The organism is Halohasta litchfieldiae, from assembly GCF_002788215.1.
GTDB classification, from domain to species: domain Archaea; phylum Halobacteriota; class Halobacteria; order Halobacteriales; family Haloferacaceae; genus Halohasta; species Halohasta litchfieldiae.
The window spans coordinates 647,117-664,591 of sequence record NZ_CP024845.1; the positions used below are offsets into that span (position 1 = coordinate 647,117).

General features: G+C 58.6%; 18 protein-coding genes, 2 tRNA genes and 1 pseudogene. 10 read left to right on the top strand and 11 right to left on the bottom strand.

The genetic code is table 11. From position 1 onward, the window contains the following. Nucleotides 1–134: 134 nt before the first annotated feature. Nucleotides 135–1,469: a TIGR00341 family protein gene (locus HALTADL_RS03245; protein ID WP_089673648.1), complete on the top strand. Its 1,335-nt coding sequence runs from the start codon at nt 135–137 to the stop codon at nt 1,467–1,469. Nucleotides 1,470–1,472: 3 nt separating this feature from the next. Here the strand turns inward: HALTADL_RS03245 and HALTADL_RS03250 are convergent, their stop codons facing one another. The 3 genes from HALTADL_RS03250 to HALTADL_RS03260 form a co-directional block, all read right to left on the bottom strand. After that, nucleotides 1,473–1,604 carry a transporter gene (locus tag HALTADL_RS03250; protein WP_089673647.1) on the bottom strand — a complete coding sequence of 44 codons (132 nt, stop codon included), beginning with the start codon at nt 1,602–1,604 and terminating at the stop codon, nt 1,473–1,475. 62 nt (nt 1,605–1,666) lie between these two features. After that, nucleotides 1,667–2,998, bottom strand: coding sequence for a ribonuclease catalytic domain-containing protein (locus HALTADL_RS03255; protein ID WP_089673646.1), 1,332 nt, complete (start codon nt 2,996–2,998; stop codon nt 1,667–1,669). Nucleotides 2,999–3,070: 72 nt separating this feature from the next. Then, nucleotides 3,071–3,388, bottom strand: coding sequence for a DUF7562 family protein (locus tag HALTADL_RS03260; protein WP_089673645.1), 318 nt, complete (start codon nt 3,386–3,388; stop codon nt 3,071–3,073). 182 nt (nt 3,389–3,570) lie between these two features. Between HALTADL_RS03260 and HALTADL_RS03265 the strand changes: the two genes are divergently transcribed. After that, nucleotides 3,571–4,050 carry an RNA-binding protein gene (locus HALTADL_RS03265; RefSeq protein ID WP_089673644.1) on the top strand — a complete coding sequence of 160 codons (480 nt, stop codon included), beginning with the start codon at nt 3,571–3,573 and terminating at the stop codon, nt 4,048–4,050. Between the two features lie 22 nt (nt 4,051–4,072). Here the strand turns inward: HALTADL_RS03265 and HALTADL_RS03270 are convergent, their stop codons facing one another. Continuing rightward, nucleotides 4,073–4,780 carry a DUF1028 domain-containing protein gene (locus HALTADL_RS03270; RefSeq protein WP_089673643.1) on the bottom strand — a complete coding sequence of 236 codons (708 nt, stop codon included), beginning with the start codon at nt 4,778–4,780 and terminating at the stop codon, nt 4,073–4,075. Between the two features lie 97 nt (nt 4,781–4,877). Between HALTADL_RS03270 and HALTADL_RS03275 the strand changes: the two genes are divergently transcribed. Next, nucleotides 4,878–5,231, top strand: a complete 354-nt coding sequence (locus tag HALTADL_RS03275) for a cell division protein SepF (protein WP_089673642.1) — start codon at nt 4,878–4,880, stop codon at nt 5,229–5,231. On the opposite strand, the gene HALTADL_RS03280 is transcribed toward HALTADL_RS03275, so the two are convergent. Beyond that, complete coding sequence (locus tag HALTADL_RS03280; RefSeq protein WP_089673641.1) at nt 5,228–6,244, bottom strand: PrsW family intramembrane metalloprotease; 1,017 nt, start codon at nt 6,242–6,244, stop codon at nt 5,228–5,230. The two genes, HALTADL_RS03275 and HALTADL_RS03280, sit on opposite strands and share 4 nt — an antisense overlap. Before the next feature lie 95 nt (nt 6,245–6,339). Between HALTADL_RS03280 and HALTADL_RS03285 the strand changes: the two genes are divergently transcribed. The 4 genes and pseudogenes from HALTADL_RS03285 to HALTADL_RS03300 all read left to right on the top strand — a co-directional run bounded on the left by HALTADL_RS03285 (nt 6,340) and on the right by HALTADL_RS03300 (nt 10,257). After that, nucleotides 6,340–6,717, top strand: coding sequence for a DUF7532 family protein (locus tag HALTADL_RS03285; protein WP_089673640.1), 378 nt, complete (start codon nt 6,340–6,342; stop codon nt 6,715–6,717). Nucleotides 6,718–6,727: 10 nt separating this feature from the next. After that, nucleotides 6,728–8,206: a DUF402 domain-containing protein gene (locus HALTADL_RS03290; protein ID WP_089673639.1), complete on the top strand. Its 1,479-nt coding sequence runs from the start codon at nt 6,728–6,730 to the stop codon at nt 8,204–8,206. 102 nt (nt 8,207–8,308) lie between these two features. Then, nucleotides 8,309–8,866: pseudogene (locus tag HALTADL_RS03295) on the top strand (hypothetical protein); the annotation flags it as partial. Between the two features lie 452 nt (nt 8,867–9,318). After that, nucleotides 9,319–10,257 carry a transposase gene (locus HALTADL_RS03300; protein WP_015911568.1) on the top strand — a complete coding sequence of 313 codons (939 nt, stop codon included), beginning with the start codon at nt 9,319–9,321 and terminating at the stop codon, nt 10,255–10,257. A gap of 3 nt (nt 10,258–10,260) precedes the next feature. Here the strand turns inward: HALTADL_RS03300 and HALTADL_RS17165 are convergent, their stop codons facing one another. Further along, complete coding sequence (locus HALTADL_RS17165; protein WP_143054150.1) at nt 10,261–11,121, bottom strand: hypothetical protein; 861 nt, start codon at nt 11,119–11,121, stop codon at nt 10,261–10,263. A gap of 152 nt (nt 11,122–11,273) precedes the next feature. On the opposite strand from HALTADL_RS17165, the gene HALTADL_RS17170 reads away from it, so the two are divergent. Next, the gene (locus HALTADL_RS17170; protein WP_162551660.1) at nt 11,274–11,447 is read left to right on the top strand and encodes a hypothetical protein; all 174 of its coding nucleotides are present in this window, start codon (nt 11,274–11,276) and stop codon (nt 11,445–11,447) included. A 274-nt stretch (nt 11,448–11,721) separates the two neighbouring features. On the opposite strand, the gene HALTADL_RS17175 is transcribed toward HALTADL_RS17170, so the two are convergent. From HALTADL_RS17175 to HALTADL_RS03310, 3 genes are all read right to left on the bottom strand, one after another. After that, nucleotides 11,722–11,871: a hypothetical protein gene (locus HALTADL_RS17175; protein ID WP_162551661.1), complete on the bottom strand. Its 150-nt coding sequence runs from the start codon at nt 11,869–11,871 to the stop codon at nt 11,722–11,724. A 102-nt stretch (nt 11,872–11,973) separates the two neighbouring features. Continuing rightward, a tRNA-Ile gene (locus HALTADL_RS03305) sits at nt 11,974–12,048 on the bottom strand. Between the two features lie 386 nt (nt 12,049–12,434). Further along, a tRNA-Asn gene (locus tag HALTADL_RS03310) sits at nt 12,435–12,507 on the bottom strand. A gap of 99 nt (nt 12,508–12,606) precedes the next feature. On the opposite strand from HALTADL_RS03310, the gene cca reads away from it, so the two are divergent. After that, nucleotides 12,607–13,968 carry a CCA tRNA nucleotidyltransferase gene (cca, locus tag HALTADL_RS03315; RefSeq protein WP_089672889.1) on the top strand — a complete coding sequence of 454 codons (1,362 nt, stop codon included), beginning with the start codon at nt 12,607–12,609 and terminating at the stop codon, nt 13,966–13,968. Nucleotides 13,969–14,058: 90 nt separating this feature from the next. After that, nucleotides 14,059–15,408, top strand: a complete 1,350-nt coding sequence (locus tag HALTADL_RS03320; RefSeq protein ID WP_089672885.1) for an aminotransferase class III-fold pyridoxal phosphate-dependent enzyme — start codon at nt 14,059–14,061, stop codon at nt 15,406–15,408. A 9-nt stretch (nt 15,409–15,417) separates the two neighbouring features. On the opposite strand, the gene HALTADL_RS03325 is transcribed toward HALTADL_RS03320, so the two are convergent. Both HALTADL_RS03325 and glpK read right to left on the bottom strand, forming a co-directional pair. Next, a complete protein-coding gene (locus tag HALTADL_RS03325; protein WP_089672884.1) occupies nt 15,418–15,741 on the bottom strand; it encodes a hypothetical protein in 324 nt (107 codons plus the stop codon). A 95-nt stretch (nt 15,742–15,836) separates the two neighbouring features. Beyond that, complete coding sequence (glpK, locus tag HALTADL_RS03330) at nt 15,837–17,369, bottom strand: glycerol kinase GlpK (RefSeq protein WP_089672883.1); 1,533 nt, start codon at nt 17,367–17,369, stop codon at nt 15,837–15,839. Between the last annotated feature and the right edge of the window lie 106 nt (nt 17,370–17,475).

Consider the following 17,475-nt stretch of genomic DNA (forward strand, 5'->3'; position numbering starts at 1 on the left):
GTAGCCTAACAAATAACCACGGTATACTGACCGTCGACACTCCCACCACCAACGACTCACCGATACTCTGGGTCAGTCGACCACTCATCGAATCCGAATTAGCATTACCCCGCTCCTCGCCGACAGCCCACGTAATGCGCTATCTCGAAATCACGATCCCGGAGGGTCGACGGGACGCGGTCCTCGGCGTTCTCGACGACGCGGGAATCAACTACGTGATGAGCGACGAGACTAGCAATGAGAACTACAGCGACGTGGTCCGGTTCCCACTGCCGAACCGTGCGGTCGAGCCGATCTTGGACAAACTGGCAGCCGCCGACATCCCCGAGTCGCGCGTGATCATCATCAACGCCGAAACCGTCATTTCCGAGGAGTTCGGCGCGGTCCGCGAGCAGTACAGCCAAGGCGGAGCCAAGGGCGAACGCACCTCGCGGCAGGTCCTCCGAGCGAAGGCCGACGAGTTCACCCCATCGCTGTCGATCTACGTCATCATGCTCCTCATCAGCGCCGCGGTCGCCACCGCAGGGCTCTTGGGAGACTCCCCGGCAGTCGTCGTCGGCTCGATGGTGATCGCACCCCTGCTCGGCCCCGCGCTGGCAGCCAGCATCGGCATTGTCACCGGCGACGACGAGCTCCGGCGGGAGGGGTTCCAGTACCAGATCCTCGGCGTCGCGGTCGTCATCGGTGCCTCCATCGGTCTCGGCCTGCTGGCCCGACTCGCCGGCCTCGAACCGGGTGGCGTCGACATCGTGCTGGTCGCGGAACTCGAAGAACGCGTCTCGCCGACGCTGTTCTCGGTTCTCGTCGCCCTCGGCGCTGGCGTCGCGGGCATCCTGAGTCTGACCCGTGGCTTCTCGGAGGCGATTGTTGGTGTCATGATCGCGGCGGCGCTCATCCCACCCTCCGCAGCCGTCGGCATCACGGCGGCATGGGGGGAGTACGGCGCGGCACTCGGCGCGTTCATGCTCGTGATCATCAACCTGCTATCGATCAACGCCGCCGCGCTCGTCACCCTCTGGATCGCGGGCTACCGACCGCAGGGACTGTTTGACGTCTCACCCACGCGCCGGTCGACCTACACCTATGCGACGATCTTCGGTGTTGGCCTCCTCTTGCTTTCGGTGCCGCTGGTCGGGATCACGCTCAACGAGTTCGAGACGACCCAGTTGGAAGCCTCCGCGGAGGGGGCGGTCGCTGGCGTGATTTCGGGGCCAGCCTACGACGCGGTGATCGAATACGAAGTGGAGATCATCCGTGAGGACGGTTACCCGATCCGGTCGGTCGACCGGGTGGTCGTCACGATCCGCGGGCTCGATCCCGGACCGGACGCGGAACTCACAGATCGGATCTACGAGTCGATGGCCGCCGAACTCGACGAACCGGTACTGGTCGAAGTCCAGTACATCGTCGCTGAGGAACGCGGCCAGCGTTCGACTGAGGAGGTCATTCCGGAGCCGCCGACCGGCTAATCGTTACTTCCCCAACAGTCGAAGCACGACCGATGCGAGCAGGACGACGATTGAGGCGATCATCGCAAACGGCGGTATGGGAATAAAAAACAGGACGATGCCGAGCAGAAAGCCAATCGTGCTGGGTCTGACCATGGAGAGTCGACCGCGAGCAGCCCCCTAACGACTGTGGCCCACAGGTCGACAGTCTCGATTTCTTAGGCGTCGACGCCGTGAACTCGCTCGCGGTCGTCGTCGTCAAGTTCCGCGATTTCGGCCTCCGAGAGCACCTCCAGGCCGCGGTTGTTGATCGCGTGGGGATCGAGATGGGTCTCCTGCATGAACTGCTTGTAAAGCCGTTCGACAGTCTCGCCGTCTTTCTGTTTGTCCGAGGCTCGATCACAGAGTTCCAGCAGGGTTTCGGGCACCTCGTTTTCGGCGACGATCCAGTGGTTGATCAGGTCCGAGAGTCGACGGATCGGACTGGTGAAATGCCCATAAATATCGAAGTTCAGCGCGTGATGGCCACCGAATGGGTCGTTCATGTAGCGGGCCCGTGGCATTACCTTGAGAACGGCGCGCTGGATCTTGTTGAGCATCCGCCCGGGTGACTCTTCGAGGGCGGCGTTGACCGCCTTCCGTGGGTCGTCCCACGAGCCACCGGGGATGGAGACGCTGTCGAGTTCTTGAATCTCCCGAAGGGCCTTGTTCCACTGTTCGGGCGTCGGCTGTGGGTGGACACGGTACATCGCTTCGACACCACGGCCCCACATCAGTTCGTGGGTGACGGCCTTGTTGGCCTTCAGCATACACTCCTCGACGATGGTGTGGGCCCGATCCCGTGCCGGATTGAGCACGAGCGAACCGTCTTCCTTCCGCTGTTGGTGGAGCTGTTCGGCCAACTCGAAGACCAGCGAACACTCCTCGTGGAGCGGCGTGCCTTCCTCCTCAAGACGGTTCTCGGCCTGCGTGTAGGTCATTCGTTCGTCGCTGTGGATCACCGATTTGTAGATGTCGACCTCCTCGAACGAGAGCGTCTCGCGGTCGATTGTCATCTCGACGGTGTGGGCCAGTCGGTCTTCGTTGGGAACCAGTGAACAGACTGTCTCGGCCAAAATGGGAGGCAGCATATGAACCGTATAGGCTGGGAGATAGATGGTATTACAGCGTTTGAGTGCCTCGGCCCACATCTCCGAGCCGGGATGGACGTAGTGACTCACGTCGGCAATGTGAACCCACAGCGTGTAGTGTTCCTCGTCTTCGTCGATGCTGATCGCATCGTCGAAGTCCTGGGCGTCGGCGGGATCGGTCGTCCATGTCGTCAGCTCGCGTAGGTCTCGCCGCTCGTCGAGTTCGGATTCGATCTCATCGTAGACGTCCTCGGTTCGCTTGCGGGCCTCGACCAACACGTCGCTGGGGAACTCGTCGCGGAGTTCGAACTCTTCGAAGAGGTCCTCGCGTTTGGCGGCTAACTGATCGGCAATATCCTCGGTCACCCGGACCGGGCCTTGATCCTCGGCAGTCCCGGTTTGGACGGTGTCATCTGACATGTGTTGGCTAATGAGGGTTGGATAGAAAGACGTGTCGGGCCGGTGTCGGTGGCCGCGGTTCGGCTGTCGACCTCAGGTCTCAGATTCGTCGGTCGAACTGGGGTCGTCGGCGGAGCCGGGATCGTCGACGGCCTGGAGATAGCGTGTGAGGAACTCCGTTCGTGAGAGTCCGTCGGCCTCGATGTTCGCAAGCGTCGATTCGAGATCGCCGCGGGGTTGGTGACAGAGCTCCCGAAAACAGTCTTTGCAGAAATGCTCGAACTCCTTGTCGTGGCGCTCCCAGCGGTTGCCCTCTTTGTCGTACTCACGCGCCTCCGAGCGTGGCACAGCGTCTCCACAGGCCGGACAGGTGACCGTGTTACCACCCCGGTTACTCCGGGTACTCCACATAATAGTTAGCCTAATGGCACCGACCCACTTAGCGTTTGTTCCCCGCGTCTGACGGGTGTACGACGGCGCTTTCGGCGATTCGTCTCGTCGACTGACCATTTCTAAACGATTAATACTAATTGAACCCCACGACCCACAGCGAGAACGGTCACTTTATTCAGTGGGCGGGCTTCGAGTTGCGTATGCAGGTCAAATCGAGACACCACCTCCGCAGCGACGCCATCTCCGCGTTGCAGGAGTCGCTGGCCGACTCGTTCGGCTCCGAACTCGCAGGCGACAGCTACGAACTGGTCGAATTAAGCGAGACGAAATTCGATGTCGTCCTCGTCGACGGCGAGCAACTCGTCGCCTATCTCGACGACGAACCGTTCCTCACCGTACAGGGCGCAAACGAGTACCCGCCCACGAAATCGGTCGTCACCGTCGACGCCGGTGCCGTTTCGTTTGTCTCTAACGGCGCGGACGTGATGCGGCCCGGCATCGTCGAAGCCGACGACGAGATCGAAGCCGGCGATCTGGTCGCAATCGCTGAAGAAACCCACGGCAAAATCCTCGGTATCGGTCGCGCGCTCGAAGACAGCGACGCAATGGTCGGCGACTCGGGGAAAGTCGTCGACTCGATCCACCACGTCGGCGACGATCTCTATACCTTTTCAGTCTAGTTTTCTAGCGACTCGGTTTCGTCTATTCGGGCCCCAGCGATTCGATTTCGTCGGCTGTCGCATACTCGTCTAAACTCTGTTCATAGCCCAGCAGTGCGGCCTCGTAGGTCGTCCGAAGATCCGCGACGGGAGTTTCGCTGGCGTCGACGCGCAGATCGTTGTAAAACCGCCGGTAACCCTGCTCCTCGGTCGTCACGACCTTCAGTGCGGCACTACCGACCGACAGCGATTCGCGTTTGTCGCCGCCCGCCTCAATACCAGCCGCGAGCGCGTCGACCAGTCGCTCGGCAAGTGGGGCCTCGCCGAAGGCATCCGACTCGTAGGTTGAGGCCGTTGCATCGAGCACCGCTTCGTCAGTCAGCAGGTTGCCAGCGACAGTACACTGGCCCGTGTCGCGGTGGCCCGCGTGGTCGTTGCACTGGCTGCCGGTGAAGACGACGCTTCCCTCGGTGTCGACGCCGTGGACCTGCCGGTTTCGGCGGTTGTCATCGGCGTTGAGCAGGGCCTCAACTGCGTCATCAATGGCGAGGCCGTCATCGAGATACGACAGCGTGCGCTCGCCGAGGGTCTCGCTGACGTGGCTCTGGACCGCGACCGCACCGGCTTCGGAGACGAACGGACAGAGCGCGCCGACCCCCGGCAGGCGAGTCGTGACGGCAACGCCGAACCGATACTGTCGACTGTCGTCGGCGTCTTGGTAGGGCTCGCGCACGCAGAGACTGAACGTCATACTGAGACCATTCGGTTACGTGGTGAAACCCCTTTGGTAGCCCGAACAGCAAACGTCTGACGTAAGAACTAATGTTCGACCCCTCTGCACACAGTGTATGGGTATCATGAGTAAGATTCTCGGCGGCACCGACCAGCGAAACGCCGAGGATTACGTCGAACTGGATCTCGATAGTTTCGAAACCGCGGCCGCAGACAGCGCAGGCCCCGCCCTCCGCATCGCCGAAGTCGCGGGTCGACAGGACGTGATTCCGATCAAAGACGCCGTCTATGACGGTGATCTCGTCATCGCGGACATCACGCGACACAGCACCAAAGACCGCACTGTCGAGCAGATCATCGACGAACTCCGACAGGTCGCCGAAGAGGTCAACGGGGACATCGTCCAGAAAGGCGACGACCAGCTTATTATCACGCCGACCGGGATCAAGATCTCCCGCGAAAAACTCTAAGGCTCGTTAGGGCCGCCGTCAGCGAGTTCCGCTGACTGGGCCTGCTTTCCGGCGTCGACGGCGCGGTACTCCGAGCGGTAGGTCCAGATTTTCCGGAGCAAAAAGAGGCCGAAGATCCCGTCGAAGATGATAACGAAGACGAAAAACGAGGCGAGCTGTGGGAGACCACTCAGCGAGATAATATACGAGCCGATTCCGACCGTCGAGTTGTAGGTCGCGTGGATGAGTGCTGCAAGGAGGAGTCCCTTGACAATAATTGGCCCACGATTTTCGGGGTTGAACTTGGCCAAGCCGAGATAGTAGCCGGCGATAGCCGAGTAGATGACGTGGCCGGGGCCTGCGAGTGCCCGCACGGCCGTGATATCGCCCCCGGCGAGGATCGCGCCAAACCCAATCGAGAGCTCGGCCAGCTCACCGGCTTCTTCGAGTTGAGTGACGATATACAGCGCGTTTTCGATGGTGGCGAATCCGAGCCCGGAGATCGCGCCGTACACAGCACCGTCGACGACCGAGTCGAATCGGTCGTCATTGTAGGCATATAGCCGGACGGCCAGCAGTTTCACCGTCTCCTCGCCGGGACCGACGATGAGGAAATAAAACAGGATGAGTCCGACGAACCCCAGCGGGGCGAACAGGTCCCGGGCGTAGGTGTTGATGACGGCAGCGAACGTCGCAAACAGGATCGAGAGGATGAATGTCGTCACCAAAAGCGATAGCGGCTCCCGTGTCGTCACGTCGGAGCGATAGACATAGATCGTCAGTCCGAGGGCCGGAATAACCGACAGCAGTGTCAGGAGGCCGATTGCGGGATCGGTGAAGGCCGCCAGTCCACCAATCGCCACGAGAATCCCCAGCGCGAGCAGGATAACGAACCATTTGGCCGTCCGTGTCAACAGCCAGTAGAGCGCGACCGCCACGCCGTCGACTGAGGTTCGCTCCTCCCAGGTCGCCACGTCGTAGAGATCGCGGCTCTCGTCGGCCGCGGACTCGACCGGATCCCGTTGGTCGCTCATGGAGGCGATTCAACGGCCGGTAACTAAGCTTTTCTCGATGCGAGATCCGGCTCGAACAGTGAGCTTTCAAAAGCACCGGGCCCGAACCCACAGCCATGCATTTCGATCCACGAACACAGCAGGCACTCCGGGCGGTCGGGCTCGACACCGACGAGATCCGAGACGCCTCCGAGCGCGTCGTCGAAGCGGTCGCAGCCGATGCCGACCGACTCGAAGCGTTCTTCGAAGGGACCGATACCATCTACTCGGATATGGATACCGCCCACAGCGCCAGCGAAATCCAAACACACACCGTCGACTTCATCGACCTTTACACTCACGCGGCTGATCTCCGGGGCTACCTTCGATTTGACTCGTGGGGCGTCCCAATCGAGGGCGGTCGCGTGCTGAACGACGCGGTCGTGGAACTCAGTCTCGGCGACACGGTCAACAGTCGGGTTCGGTTCGCCCACGACGAGTCGGAGCTTCAGTGAGGGGTCGACGATGAGCGACGACGCTCCCACTACCGCCGACAGCACCGATGCCAGCGACAGCGAGGACCACCGTGTTCGACTCCGCGGGATCTACACGACTGCACTCACCCAGCGCTGTCTCTCGGCTGGCTGGACGGTCGTTCAGGCCTCAGATCCGATCAAACGCCGCTTCGAGGCATCCTTCGAGACGGATGCCCACGACGTAGAGATCGCCACGACCGACGACCGCCAAGGGGTCGGTATCCACGGTCGACCCGACGTAGTTGCGGCCGCTACCGACCTGATCGACTCAGTCGGTATCGACACCCTCTCGTGGTCCGATCCGGCTCCGGAGGGAGCGATCTTCGATGGCCGAGTCACCGAAACTCGCGGCCGTGGGGCGGTCGTCGACCTCGGCAATTGCGAGGGATTTCTCCCGTTTCGAGGGGTCGACGCCCGCGTCGATACCGGCGACATGGTCCGCGTTCGCGTCACAGACACTGCCCCGCCGTGGGATGATGATCGACCCCTGCTGTCGACGACTATCGAGATCTCGGGAAGCCTCGTGACACTGATTCCCGAATCCGGCGATCCGACCGTCGACACACGCGACGAATCCGCCGCCCGCGAACTCATCGGGATGACCGACCTGCTGGGCGTCGAGGCCCCGGATGGCTGGCGAATCCGCTGGGATCACGCCGCCACCGAAGCCGCGATGGAGGCGCTCGAACCCGCCTTGGATCGCACCGCCAGCCGCGCGGCCGAGATCACGACTGCACTCGACAGCGCGGAGATCGAGGGCGGTGTCGACGCCGCGGGCGAGACCTCCGGACAGCTTGCCGCCCCTGCTGGCGGCGCGTGGCTCTGGTTCGGCCGCGAGTCCCGGTTTGCCCTCGACGAGATCAGGAGTGAAGTCACGACGACGATGCCGGGCCACCACCGGATCAAGGCCGGATCGTCGACTGCGAGTTCGGGCGTCGACTTCGTCGAAGCCCTCTGTGCGCTGGATGAAGCGGCGTTCCCGTTCGAAACTGTCGTCGACATCTTTGGGCCAGCAGTTGGCGACGCGGTCGAAATCGCCCATGGCAAACCGGCTGGCCACTGTATCAGTCTCGGCAAGGGGACTGTCACCGACCGCGACGCCGACAGCATCACGCTCCGCCGGGAGCTATCGGGTGGTGGCCAGTATGACGGACTGGGAGTCCCCCGAGAGCGAGGTGATACGGCCACCACGACGTTCCGCGAGGGTCGCTGGTGGTATCCGACGGTGTACCGCGACAGTGAGGGGTCGGTGAAGGGGACCTACGTCAACATCTGTACGCCGGTCGAATGTTTCCCCCGCTCGGTTCGGTACGTCGACCTCCACGTCGACGTGCTCAAACACGCCGATGGGACGGTCGAACGAGTTGATGACGACGAACTGGATGCGGCGGTCGACGAGGGCAATCTGAGCGAGCCACTCGCCGAGAAAGCGCGGTCGGTGGCTTCGGCGCTGGAAAACGCGTTCTGAGTGAGTTGGCCGTCCAACTCTAGGAGCACTGGGAGTTCGAGCCAGCGACATCTGATCTTCATCGATTGAGTGTTACCGCTTCACCGGGGCCGGTGAGAGCGAGATGTCGACGTGAAAACGTCGAGAGACATTTCGGCGTTTGCACCTGAAAAGCTAATTGAGAACGATTCAGAAGACGATATTATCGTGATGGTGTGGCACCGAGATAACGAGGATGCACTGATTCTGTTAGGCTGGGAGTGGGTTCGGAGTCTATCGACGAAAGTCGAGATGGAGGAGAAGTATTCCGGTGAAACGCCTGCGAAGTTGGAACCAATCTCGGTGAATCCGATGAACGAACTGATCGACATTGGACCGAACACGGCCCACCTGAATCAGATGCCGGAAAATCCGTTCACGCCGGGTGATCGAGTAGTGAAGAAGGAGGGTCACAGTGGAGATCCCGCGGTCGTGATCGAGGTGCTTCCCCCGGAGGCAGAAGCGAACATCTACGGGAATGCAATGGAAGATGAGGGAGTGAATGTTGCATTCCCCTCGCATTTAGATGAGGGGCCGGGCGATTGGGAGTCAATTCATGTCGCTAAATTGGCCTCGTACTGCGACGATCAGGACATCAAACAGTACACGTACAAACACTCGAATTTAGAATTTGCAGAGTAGACGATGGCATCGCACTACCAATTCCAGCAGTTGGACGTCGACGCCGGGTACATCGAACAGCGCTGCGAGCAGCTAGTCGAGCGGGAATTAATTGAGCCGGTCGTCGAGGGCAGAGATATGTACGTGATTATGAGTGGGTGCTGACGTACATCGGGTGGAGATCTCGATGCAGTCTATCTGCAACGGTACCAAAGTTGATTAAATTCAATTCTCATGCATATGTTGATATATCTCAGATATGGTCCCTTCGATTCTATATAACATCCTCTCAGCTTCTCTCTTGTTAGGATCATCTTCTGGGTGACTGACTGAATTTCTTTTAGCTTTTAGATAGTCTAAATTAGAGGGTGTCATAGAAAGCGTCACACACGAAGACGCAGGATGTTGGAACTGTGTCTACGAGCGCCAGCATCCTGCAAGAGGAGACTTCTATCGACGAGTTCTTCAATGTAATGGCGACCGAGACGCTCGCGTTGTTCGAGCATCTTGAGTTCGACTTTCTCGAAGAATTCGATGTGTTCGCCCCCGCTCGCCGGGGGCGAACACGAGATCATCACCCACCAGCACTCTTCCGAGCGTTCCTGCACTGCTACTACAAGAACGTCTACGGCATCCGTCCAGTCACGCGAGAACTCCAGAACACGGTCGTCTGGCTCAGCTGTGGCTTCGATCGACCGCCGTCGAGAGACGCGGTCGATCGCTTCCTCACCGACCTCGAACACGTCGTCGACGAGGTCTTCGACCGCCTCGTCGAGCAGGCCGCCTGCCGCGGCCTGCTCGACTTGACCTACTCCATCGATTCCACCGACGTGAGGACGATGCCCGCCGACCAAGACGCGTCGAAAGGCTACGATCCAACCGCCGAAGAGTACTACCACGGCTACGGCTGTACGATCGTCTCGACCGGGCAAAAGATCCCGATTGCCGCGGAGTTCACCGAGAGCAAGCAAGCGCCAGAGGAGACGGCGATGCGCGTCACGTGTGACGCGCTCGCCGTCGAGAAACCGATCTGGATGCTTGGAGACAGCGCCTACGACACGCTCGGCTGGCACGACCACCTGCTGGCCGCAGGGGTCGTGCCAGTCGCTCCGTACAACGCACGAAACACCGACGATCCGAAAGACATCGAGTACAGGGTCGAAGCCCGCATCGACGAACACAGCGAGGACGTTCAGCTGAAGCAATCGACGCTAGACGAGACGTACAACCGCCGGAGTGGAGTCGAACGAACCAACGACGCCGTCAAGGACTGCGGCCTCGGGCACGTTCGCGCCCGAGGCCGCGTCCACGCACGAGCACAAGTGTTCCTCGCGCTGTGCCTTCGTCTCGTTATTGCGATCACCAACGACGAACGCGGAGACAATCCAGGAAGCACCGTCATCACGCTATGAGAACTATTCTATGACACCCTCTAAATTAGACAATAACACTGGCCTATCTGAGGAATCTTGATAATGATCCTCAAGTTCGCTAATTACTTGCCCCCATGTTCTATCTTTTATTTGTCTGTCTGTATCATATTCGTACCAGTCGCGGAGACAGTATTCTACGGCTCGCAGCGAAAGCATTACTGAGGCGGTTGTTGAATTAACAGATAGACAAACACACGATTGTTTAAAGTCATTTTTAGGCCGATCATCTAACCATGACCAGACATCATCTCGAAAGAACGAGCTAGGATTTTGAATAACCTTCTCAAGATTAATCCGAGATGTTCCATTTTCATGATATGTAAATTTATTTTTAAATTCTTTTGATAAGATGTATAACCAATCCACTGATTTATCTATTATCTTTTCTGTATCTAAAAGTGAAAAATTATCAAATGATTCGTGATGAAATGGTGTTCTTTCGTCAGAACCTATTTCATCTTCCTTTATATATTTCTCTGCGAACCTCTGTCGTTGTTGTTTTATTTGAGTATGAACATTTGGTGCGAGATTATGAGCAGCTAGCGTGACTTCGACAATGAATAAGTCTGCTATCAAGAAGTGTGTATCATAATTATAATCATCGTCTATTTCTCCATCTGATTCAAGCAGATGTTTACGATGACTACAAGATACCCTGATATTTTCTAACTTTCTTCCAACACTATAAGCAGTAGCGAATGATAAGGGCCATTGTTCATTATTTGAATATTTAGTAGTATCAATTTCTATCATTTCTTTTGCTGATATATGTTCGTCGTGTTCTCCAAATTCGTGTACATCAGCTACTACGTCATCATAGACTTCCGTAAAATCATAATTCATATACGATTGTTTTTATTAACCGAACTTAATTCCCCACTATAATTTTTAGAGTGGCCCACATTTTCAGATTGGCATATGTTCTTCAAAATGAAGAATGAACTTAGTACAACTGACTAATCTGGTCTGGTTTCGTCATCCAGTGCTGCGGGTAAGTGTTCTTCCGACTGTTCTACGAAGTCGACGGGATCATCGAAGCCGTGCATCGCCGCGATCTCGGCTTGCAGCTCGCGGGCTCGGTATGCGCGAGCGTCGTCGGTATCTCGCAGCACGTCTCACTGGGAGATCGCCTCGACGATCAGTATCCAATCCTGTGGATGCCAGTCTGAGTGCATACCGGCAGTCGATTCGTTATATTTTATAAAATTCGTGAGCCGTCGACGATGATACATCAATCTAAAAAATGAGTCAACGGGGGAATTGACTTCTTGTGGAGGGCCGGGGGCAAGCGGGCACCGAGTTCATAGGGGCCAATGAACCAGATGTGAGCTTACCCAAAGGATGGCAACAGACCAGACAAACTTAAATGTAATTTCTAGTGATCTATGGATATACACATTCGGTCAAACACATACATCAATAATGTAGTGAAGTAGGGAATTCTTAGTTTGCTGGCCCTCGATTACGGAGCAGTTGACCTAACTCCTCCCAGTCGACATCCCAAGCGAAGAGACCGACCTCCAGATTCCACGCCCACGGTGCAGCGTCGTCGGGATCAGGCTCTTCGAGGGCAGGTTCGAGTTCGTCGACCATCCCGCCGAACAGCCGATCAGTCGTGACGTCACTGTCAGCAGGCCAGTTCTCGAAAAAGTCGACTTCCGTTTGTAAGCAGTTGAAGACCGAGCGTCGGAGAAATGGGCCCTACCGGATTTGAACCAGTGACCACCGAGTTATGAGCTCGGCGCTCTAACCAGACTAAGCTAAGGGCCCTCTGGCGTTGATACCGGCCGGTCCCATATGAGAGTGTCGAGTTCTTGTGGTGTCGACGCTCGTAATTGTGGTTCGTTGGTGGTGTTTAGGTGGCTAGAATTATTTTAAGAACCAGAAAGCCCCCGAGCTATCGACTCTCGCGGCTCGCTGTCGTTGGAGAGAGCTTTGCTCTCTCGTGATCACGAAAGACCGGGGCTCTTTCGAACGACAACGAAGTGAGGAGCGCAGCGAGGTCCTCGACAGGAGCGAGTCGGGGCTTTCTGGTTGTTCACAGCCACAATCTCTCAGCTAAACACAGTCGACTATCTGGTACGGATATGCTTCGTGTAGTGTTCTGAAAGGCTACTCGGAGCAGACGCTCTTCAAAAGCTATCGCAATAGAATGACGCCATCGCCAGGGCTCGAACCTGGGACCACCTCGTTAACAGCGAGGTGCTCTACCAACTGAGCTACGACGGCTTTGCGCAATTACGTGTAGTGGAATGGATTTAATAGGGCTTTCGCTTTTCGCCCAACGGAAGCGACATGCTTTCACACGGCGTCTTCCAATTCCGCTGTATGACTACACTCGATGACGTGCTCACGACGGTCTCCGAGCGCGTCACGCCGACCGCCGAGGAACGCCAGCGGCTCTCGACGGCCGCGGCAACCCTCACCGACCGCGCTCGGGCGGCCATCGATGACCGCGGACTCGATGCCGACGTGATCCAAGTCGGCAGCACCGCCCGCGGCACCTGGCTCGCTGGCGACCGCGATATCGACCTGTTCATCCGATTTCCCCCAGACCTCCCCCGCGAAGACCTCGAAACCTACGGTCTCGACATCGGCCACGAAGTGCTCCCGGATGGCCACCAAGAGTACGCCGAACACCCCTACGTCAAAGGCGACGTCGACGGCTTCGACGTCGACTGCGTTCCCTGTTACCGCGTCGAATCGGCCACAGACATTCGCTCGGCGGTCGACCGCACGCCGTTTCACACCCAGTATCTCGAAGCCCGAATCGACGAGGACCTCGCGGGCGACGTCCGCGTCTTCAAGCGATTCTTAAAAGGAATCGGTGCCTACGGGAGCGATCTCAAGACCCGCGGCTTTTCGGGCTATCTATCGGAACTGCTCGTGGTCGAACACGGCGGCGTGATTCCACTGCTGAAGGCCGCAGTCGACTGGCACCCGCCGGTCGAGTTCGATCCCGAGGGCCACGGGACGACGACGTTCGATGATCCACTGGTCGTGATCGACCCCACCGATCCCGACCGTAACGTGGCGGCGGTCTGTTCGGCCGAAAACGTCGCGCGTCTCCAGCATTACGCCCGCGAACTACTGGCCAACCCGCAGCTTGGGCTATTTTTCCCAGCCGAGCCGGAGCCACTGAGTGCCGATGAGATCCGCGAGCGACTGGCGCGCCGAGAGACGGCCCCCCTCGCACTGGCCTTCGAAACGCCGGATATCGTCGACGATCAACTGTACCCACAACTCCAAAAATCGCTTGCTGGCATCGAGTCCGGGCTGGAAGGTCACGACTTTGATGTCTTTCGATCAGACCTATTTGTCGACGAAGACAGCGACACCACAGTCCTCCTGTTTGAACTGTCGACTGCCCAGCTCCCGGCGGTCGAACGCCACGAGGGACCGCCCGTGGCAGTCCGTGACCACGCGACCGGATTCTTCGAGGCGTATGCCGATGACGACTCCTGTTTCGGGCCGTTCCTCGATGGCGACCGCTACGTGGTCGAACGTCCCCGAGAGTGGACCGACGCCACCGACTATCTCGAAAGCGACGCCCTCCTAGAGGTCGGTCTCGGCGTCCGGATCGAGGAGGCACTCGGGGATGACTACGAGCTACTGGTCGACGAGGAGATCGTCGAACTGGTCGAAACCATCGGAATGGGTCTCACCGAATACCTGACCCCGCAGCCCTGACTACGGACTCCCGACGATCCACAGTCTCGCATCTCACTAACACTCTGTGTCGGCGATACGTTTTAGCCGCCAGTTACCCGAGTAGTAGCTATGGACCGCGAGACGGCCACGCCAACGGTCGACGGGATTCCGGGCGAGCGGGCACAGCAGTGGGTCGACCACCACCACGGAACCGCGGCCCCGAGTACCTACGTCTACGAGTTCGTCTGGGATCTCTCGGGGCCAGCCGAGGGACCCTTTTGTACCGACGTCGACGGCAACGTGCTCATGGATTTCACGAGCCACGTCGCCGCCGCACCGCTGGGCTACAACAACCCGAAGATCATGGAGCCGCTCGCCGAGTTCGATCTGGTCGACCCCTTAAAAATCGCCGGGCAGGATTTCTACGTTTCCAGCGGTCAAGATCCGACAGACGACTCACTGCCCGGACCCACCGGGTTGATGGATCGACTCGTCGACATCACCGACGAATACGGGATGTCGACGGTGTTTCTCTCCAATTCGGGCGCTGAAGCGGTCGAAAACGCGATCAAAATCGCCTACGACCACAGCGAGGGCAGCCAGTACGGGATTACCTTCGACGGCGCGTTTCACGGACGGACGTTGGGCACACTCTCGCTGAATCGCTCGAAGGCAGTGCATCGTCGACACTACCCCGAACTCCCCTCGATTCACGACGTCCCGTTCTGTACGGATCGGAGCTGTAGCCCAGCCGGTTGTGATTGTGGGTTTTTAAATGAGGATGGCTCTCAGCTCCGCCGGATGGTCGACCCCGACCGTGGCTACCTCAATCCCGACGAAGTCGCCTTTATTATTCTCGAACCGGTGCAGGGCGAGGGCGGCTATCGAATTCCGAGCCAAGCCTTTGGCGACGAACTCGCGGCAGTCTCCGAGGAACACGATATCACACTGATTGCCGACGAGATCCAAAGCGGGCTGGGCCGCACCGGCAAAATATGGGGATCGGACCACTACAGTTTCGAACCGGATGTGATCAGCGCTGCCAAGGCGCTCCGGGTCGGGGCAACGGTCGCCCGCGAGGAGATGTTCCCGGACGAAACGAGTCGACTCTCCTCGACGTGGGGCGCGGGCGACATCCTCGCCTCCCTACAGGGCGCACTCACGATTGATGCAATCGAGGAGTACGATCTGCTGTCGAACGCAACCCAGCGTGGCCAGCAGTGTCTCGAACTGCTGGCTGATGGACTTGGCGACGAGGACTGTGTTGTCGACATCCGTGGATTGGGACTGATGCTCGCCGTCGAGTTCGACACCAAGGCCCACCGAAACGCGATTCAAAAGGCAGCCCTCCAGCGCGGCCTCCTCACGCTCGGCTGTGGCCACAGCGTCCTCCGACTCCTCCCACCCCTCGATGTCTCCGAACGGGAGATCGAACTCGGCGCGGATCTACTTATAAAATCCGTCGACGACGTGGTCTGACTCCGTTCGCTACATTCGGTAGCGGTTCGAGTCGTCGAGCGACGGGAGGCTGTCGCCACCGGTCATCTCCTCGAAGGTCATCCCCGAGAGATACTCGTCGTAGGTTACGTCGTACCCCGAGCGGAGATGGAAATCCAGATCGCCGGAGTCGACGGTCTGGCGGTAGAGCACATGCACGCCGCGGCGAAGGAGTTCCTCGGGGTCATCAGTGTCGAAGGCCGCAGCCAGCATCGCAAGCTCGTTTTTGGTTTCACGATCTAGTGAGACGGTAAACTCGTCGTCGAGGTCGCTGTACTCGTCGGTAATATCCTCGGTCAGCTCATCCAGACTCATACGGAAGCCTCGCACAGCAGACGGAAACGCGTTGCTGTTCAGATACACCTCTCACCTATATGTAAATAAAATGAACGCGGTGGCTGTGAGACGGATTACTCGTCGCGGGCCCAGTCGGTCGAGCGCTCGACGGCGTCCTTCCATCGGTCGTAGTTGACTTCGATGTTAGCGTCTTCGTCGACTTCGAACGAGCGGTCGATCTGCCAGTTGTTACGGAGTTCGTCAACTGTGTCCCAGTAGCCGACCGCGAGGCCAGCGGCGTAGGCCGAACCGAGCGCGGTGGTCTCGTCGACGACTGGTCGGACGATTTCGGTCCCGATGATGTTGGACTGCAGCTGACAGAGGAAGTTGTTCTTGACGGCTCCACCGTCGACACGGAGGCTGGCCAGGTCGATGTCTGCGTCCTCGACCATTGCCTCGGCGACGTCTTTGGTCTGGTAGGCGATGGATTCAAGGGTTGCACGAACGACGTGCTCGCGTCGGGTACCACGTGTCATACCAACGATGGTACCGCGTGCGCGCTGATCCCAGTGGGGTGCACCGAGACCGGCGAAGGCGGGTACGACGTAGACACCGTCCGTCGAGTCCACGCTGCGTGCGAGGGACTCGGATTCGGCGGCATCCTCGATAAGGGTCATGTCTTCGAGCCACTCGATGGCGGCACCAGTGATGAAGATCGAGCCTTCGAGGGCGTACTGAACTGGCTCACCCGAGCGCTGGAAGCCAATCGTGGTGAGGAGGCCGTGTTCGGATGGAACGGCCTCGTTGCCGGTGTTCATCAGCATGAACGAACCGGTACCGTAGGTGTTCTTGGCGTCGCCTGCGTCGAAACAGGTCTGACCGAACAGCGCGGCCTGCTGGTCACCGAGCGCGCCTGCGACAGGCACTTCGGCACCGAGGAAGCCGTCTGCGTCGGTCGAACCGTAGGTCTCGTCGTCCGACGAGGGTCGGACTTCCGGGACCATCGCCTTGGGCACGTTGAACAGGTCGAGCAGTTCGTCGTCCCATTCGAGCTCGCGGATGTTGTACAGCATCGTCCGCGAGGCGTTCGAAACGTCGGTGATGTGGTTCCCGGTGAGGTTGTAAATGACCCACGTGTCGATGGTCCCCATCAGGAGTTCGCCTTCCTCGGCGCGCTCGCGGACGTCCTGCGGTCGGGATCGCTGCAGTTTGATCGGGTCGGCGTTGTCGAGGATCCACTCGGTTTTGGTCGCCGAGAAGTAGGCGTCACATTCGAGACCCGTTTTCTCACGGATGTCCTCGACTTTGCCCATCTCCTGAATCTCTTCGACGCGGTCGGTGGTTCGGCGATCCTGCCAGACCAGCGCGTTGTGGACTGGTTTGCCAGTTTCGGCATCCCACACAATCGTAGTTTCACGCTGGTTGGTGATGCCAATCGCCTCAAGCTGTTCTGCGTCGAGACCAGCATCATCAAGCGCCGTGTTGATTACGGACTTCGTGTTCTCCCAGATCTCCATCGGGTCGTGTTCGACCCAGCCGGGCTCCGGATAGATCTGCTCGTGTTTCTCGTAGGCGTTTGCAACGACGTTACCACCATGGTCAAAGACCATGAACCGCGTTCCTGTGGTTCCTTGGTCGACGGAACCAACGTATGTATCCTGTGACATTTTGATATACCGAACTGCATTGGGGGGAGCCGTTCTCCGTCAGCTAGGCCCTAGTCGATATGACGAGCGCCCAAGCTGTATATGAAATGGACAAACAGAATGATAA

Bases quoted from the DNA above. Each gene is read 5' to 3' on its own strand.
- HALTADL_RS03285 (WP_089673640.1), top strand. From the start codon at position 6,340: ATGCATTTCGATCCACGAACACAGCAGGCACTCCGGGCGGTCGGGCTC.
- HALTADL_RS03290 (WP_089673639.1), top strand. From the start codon at position 6,728: ATGAGCGACGACGCTCCCACTACCGCCGACAGCACCGATGCCAGCGAC.
- HALTADL_RS03270 (WP_089673643.1), bottom strand. From the start codon at position 4,780: ATGACGTTCAGTCTCTGCGTGCGCGAGCCCTACCAAGACGCCGACGAC.
- HALTADL_RS03250 (WP_089673647.1), bottom strand. From the start codon at position 1,604: ATGGTCAGACCCAGCACGATTGGCTTTCTGCTCGGCATCGTCCTGTTT.
- HALTADL_RS03265 (WP_089673644.1), top strand. From the start codon at position 3,571: ATGCAGGTCAAATCGAGACACCACCTCCGCAGCGACGCCATCTCCGCG.
- HALTADL_RS03325 (WP_089672884.1), bottom strand. From the start codon at position 15,741: ATGAGTCTGGATGAGCTGACCGAGGATATTACCGACGAGTACAGCGAC.
- cca (WP_089672889.1), top strand. From the start codon at position 12,607: ATGACTACACTCGATGACGTGCTCACGACGGTCTCCGAGCGCGTCACG.
- HALTADL_RS03245 (WP_089673648.1), top strand. From the start codon at position 135: ATGCGCTATCTCGAAATCACGATCCCGGAGGGTCGACGGGACGCGGTC.
- HALTADL_RS03280 (WP_089673641.1), bottom strand. From the start codon at position 6,244: ATGAGCGACCAACGGGATCCGGTCGAGTCCGCGGCCGACGAGAGCCGC.
- HALTADL_RS03275 (WP_089673642.1), top strand. From the start codon at position 4,878: ATGGGTATCATGAGTAAGATTCTCGGCGGCACCGACCAGCGAAACGCC.
- HALTADL_RS17175 (WP_162551661.1), bottom strand. From the start codon at position 11,871: ATGGTCGACGAACTCGAACCTGCCCTCGAAGAGCCTGATCCCGACGAC.
- HALTADL_RS03320 (WP_089672885.1), top strand. From the start codon at position 14,059: ATGGACCGCGAGACGGCCACGCCAACGGTCGACGGGATTCCGGGCGAG.
- HALTADL_RS17165 (WP_143054150.1), bottom strand. From the start codon at position 11,121: ATGAATTATGATTTTACGGAAGTCTATGATGACGTAGTAGCTGATGTA.
- HALTADL_RS03255 (WP_089673646.1), bottom strand. From the start codon at position 2,998: ATGTCAGATGACACCGTCCAAACCGGGACTGCCGAGGATCAAGGCCCG.
- HALTADL_RS03300 (WP_015911568.1), top strand. From the start codon at position 9,319: ATGGCGACCGAGACGCTCGCGTTGTTCGAGCATCTTGAGTTCGACTTT.
- glpK (WP_089672883.1), bottom strand. From the start codon at position 17,369: ATGTCACAGGATACATACGTTGGTTCCGTCGACCAAGGAACCACAGGA.
- HALTADL_RS03260 (WP_089673645.1), bottom strand. From the start codon at position 3,388: ATGTGGAGTACCCGGAGTAACCGGGGTGGTAACACGGTCACCTGTCCG.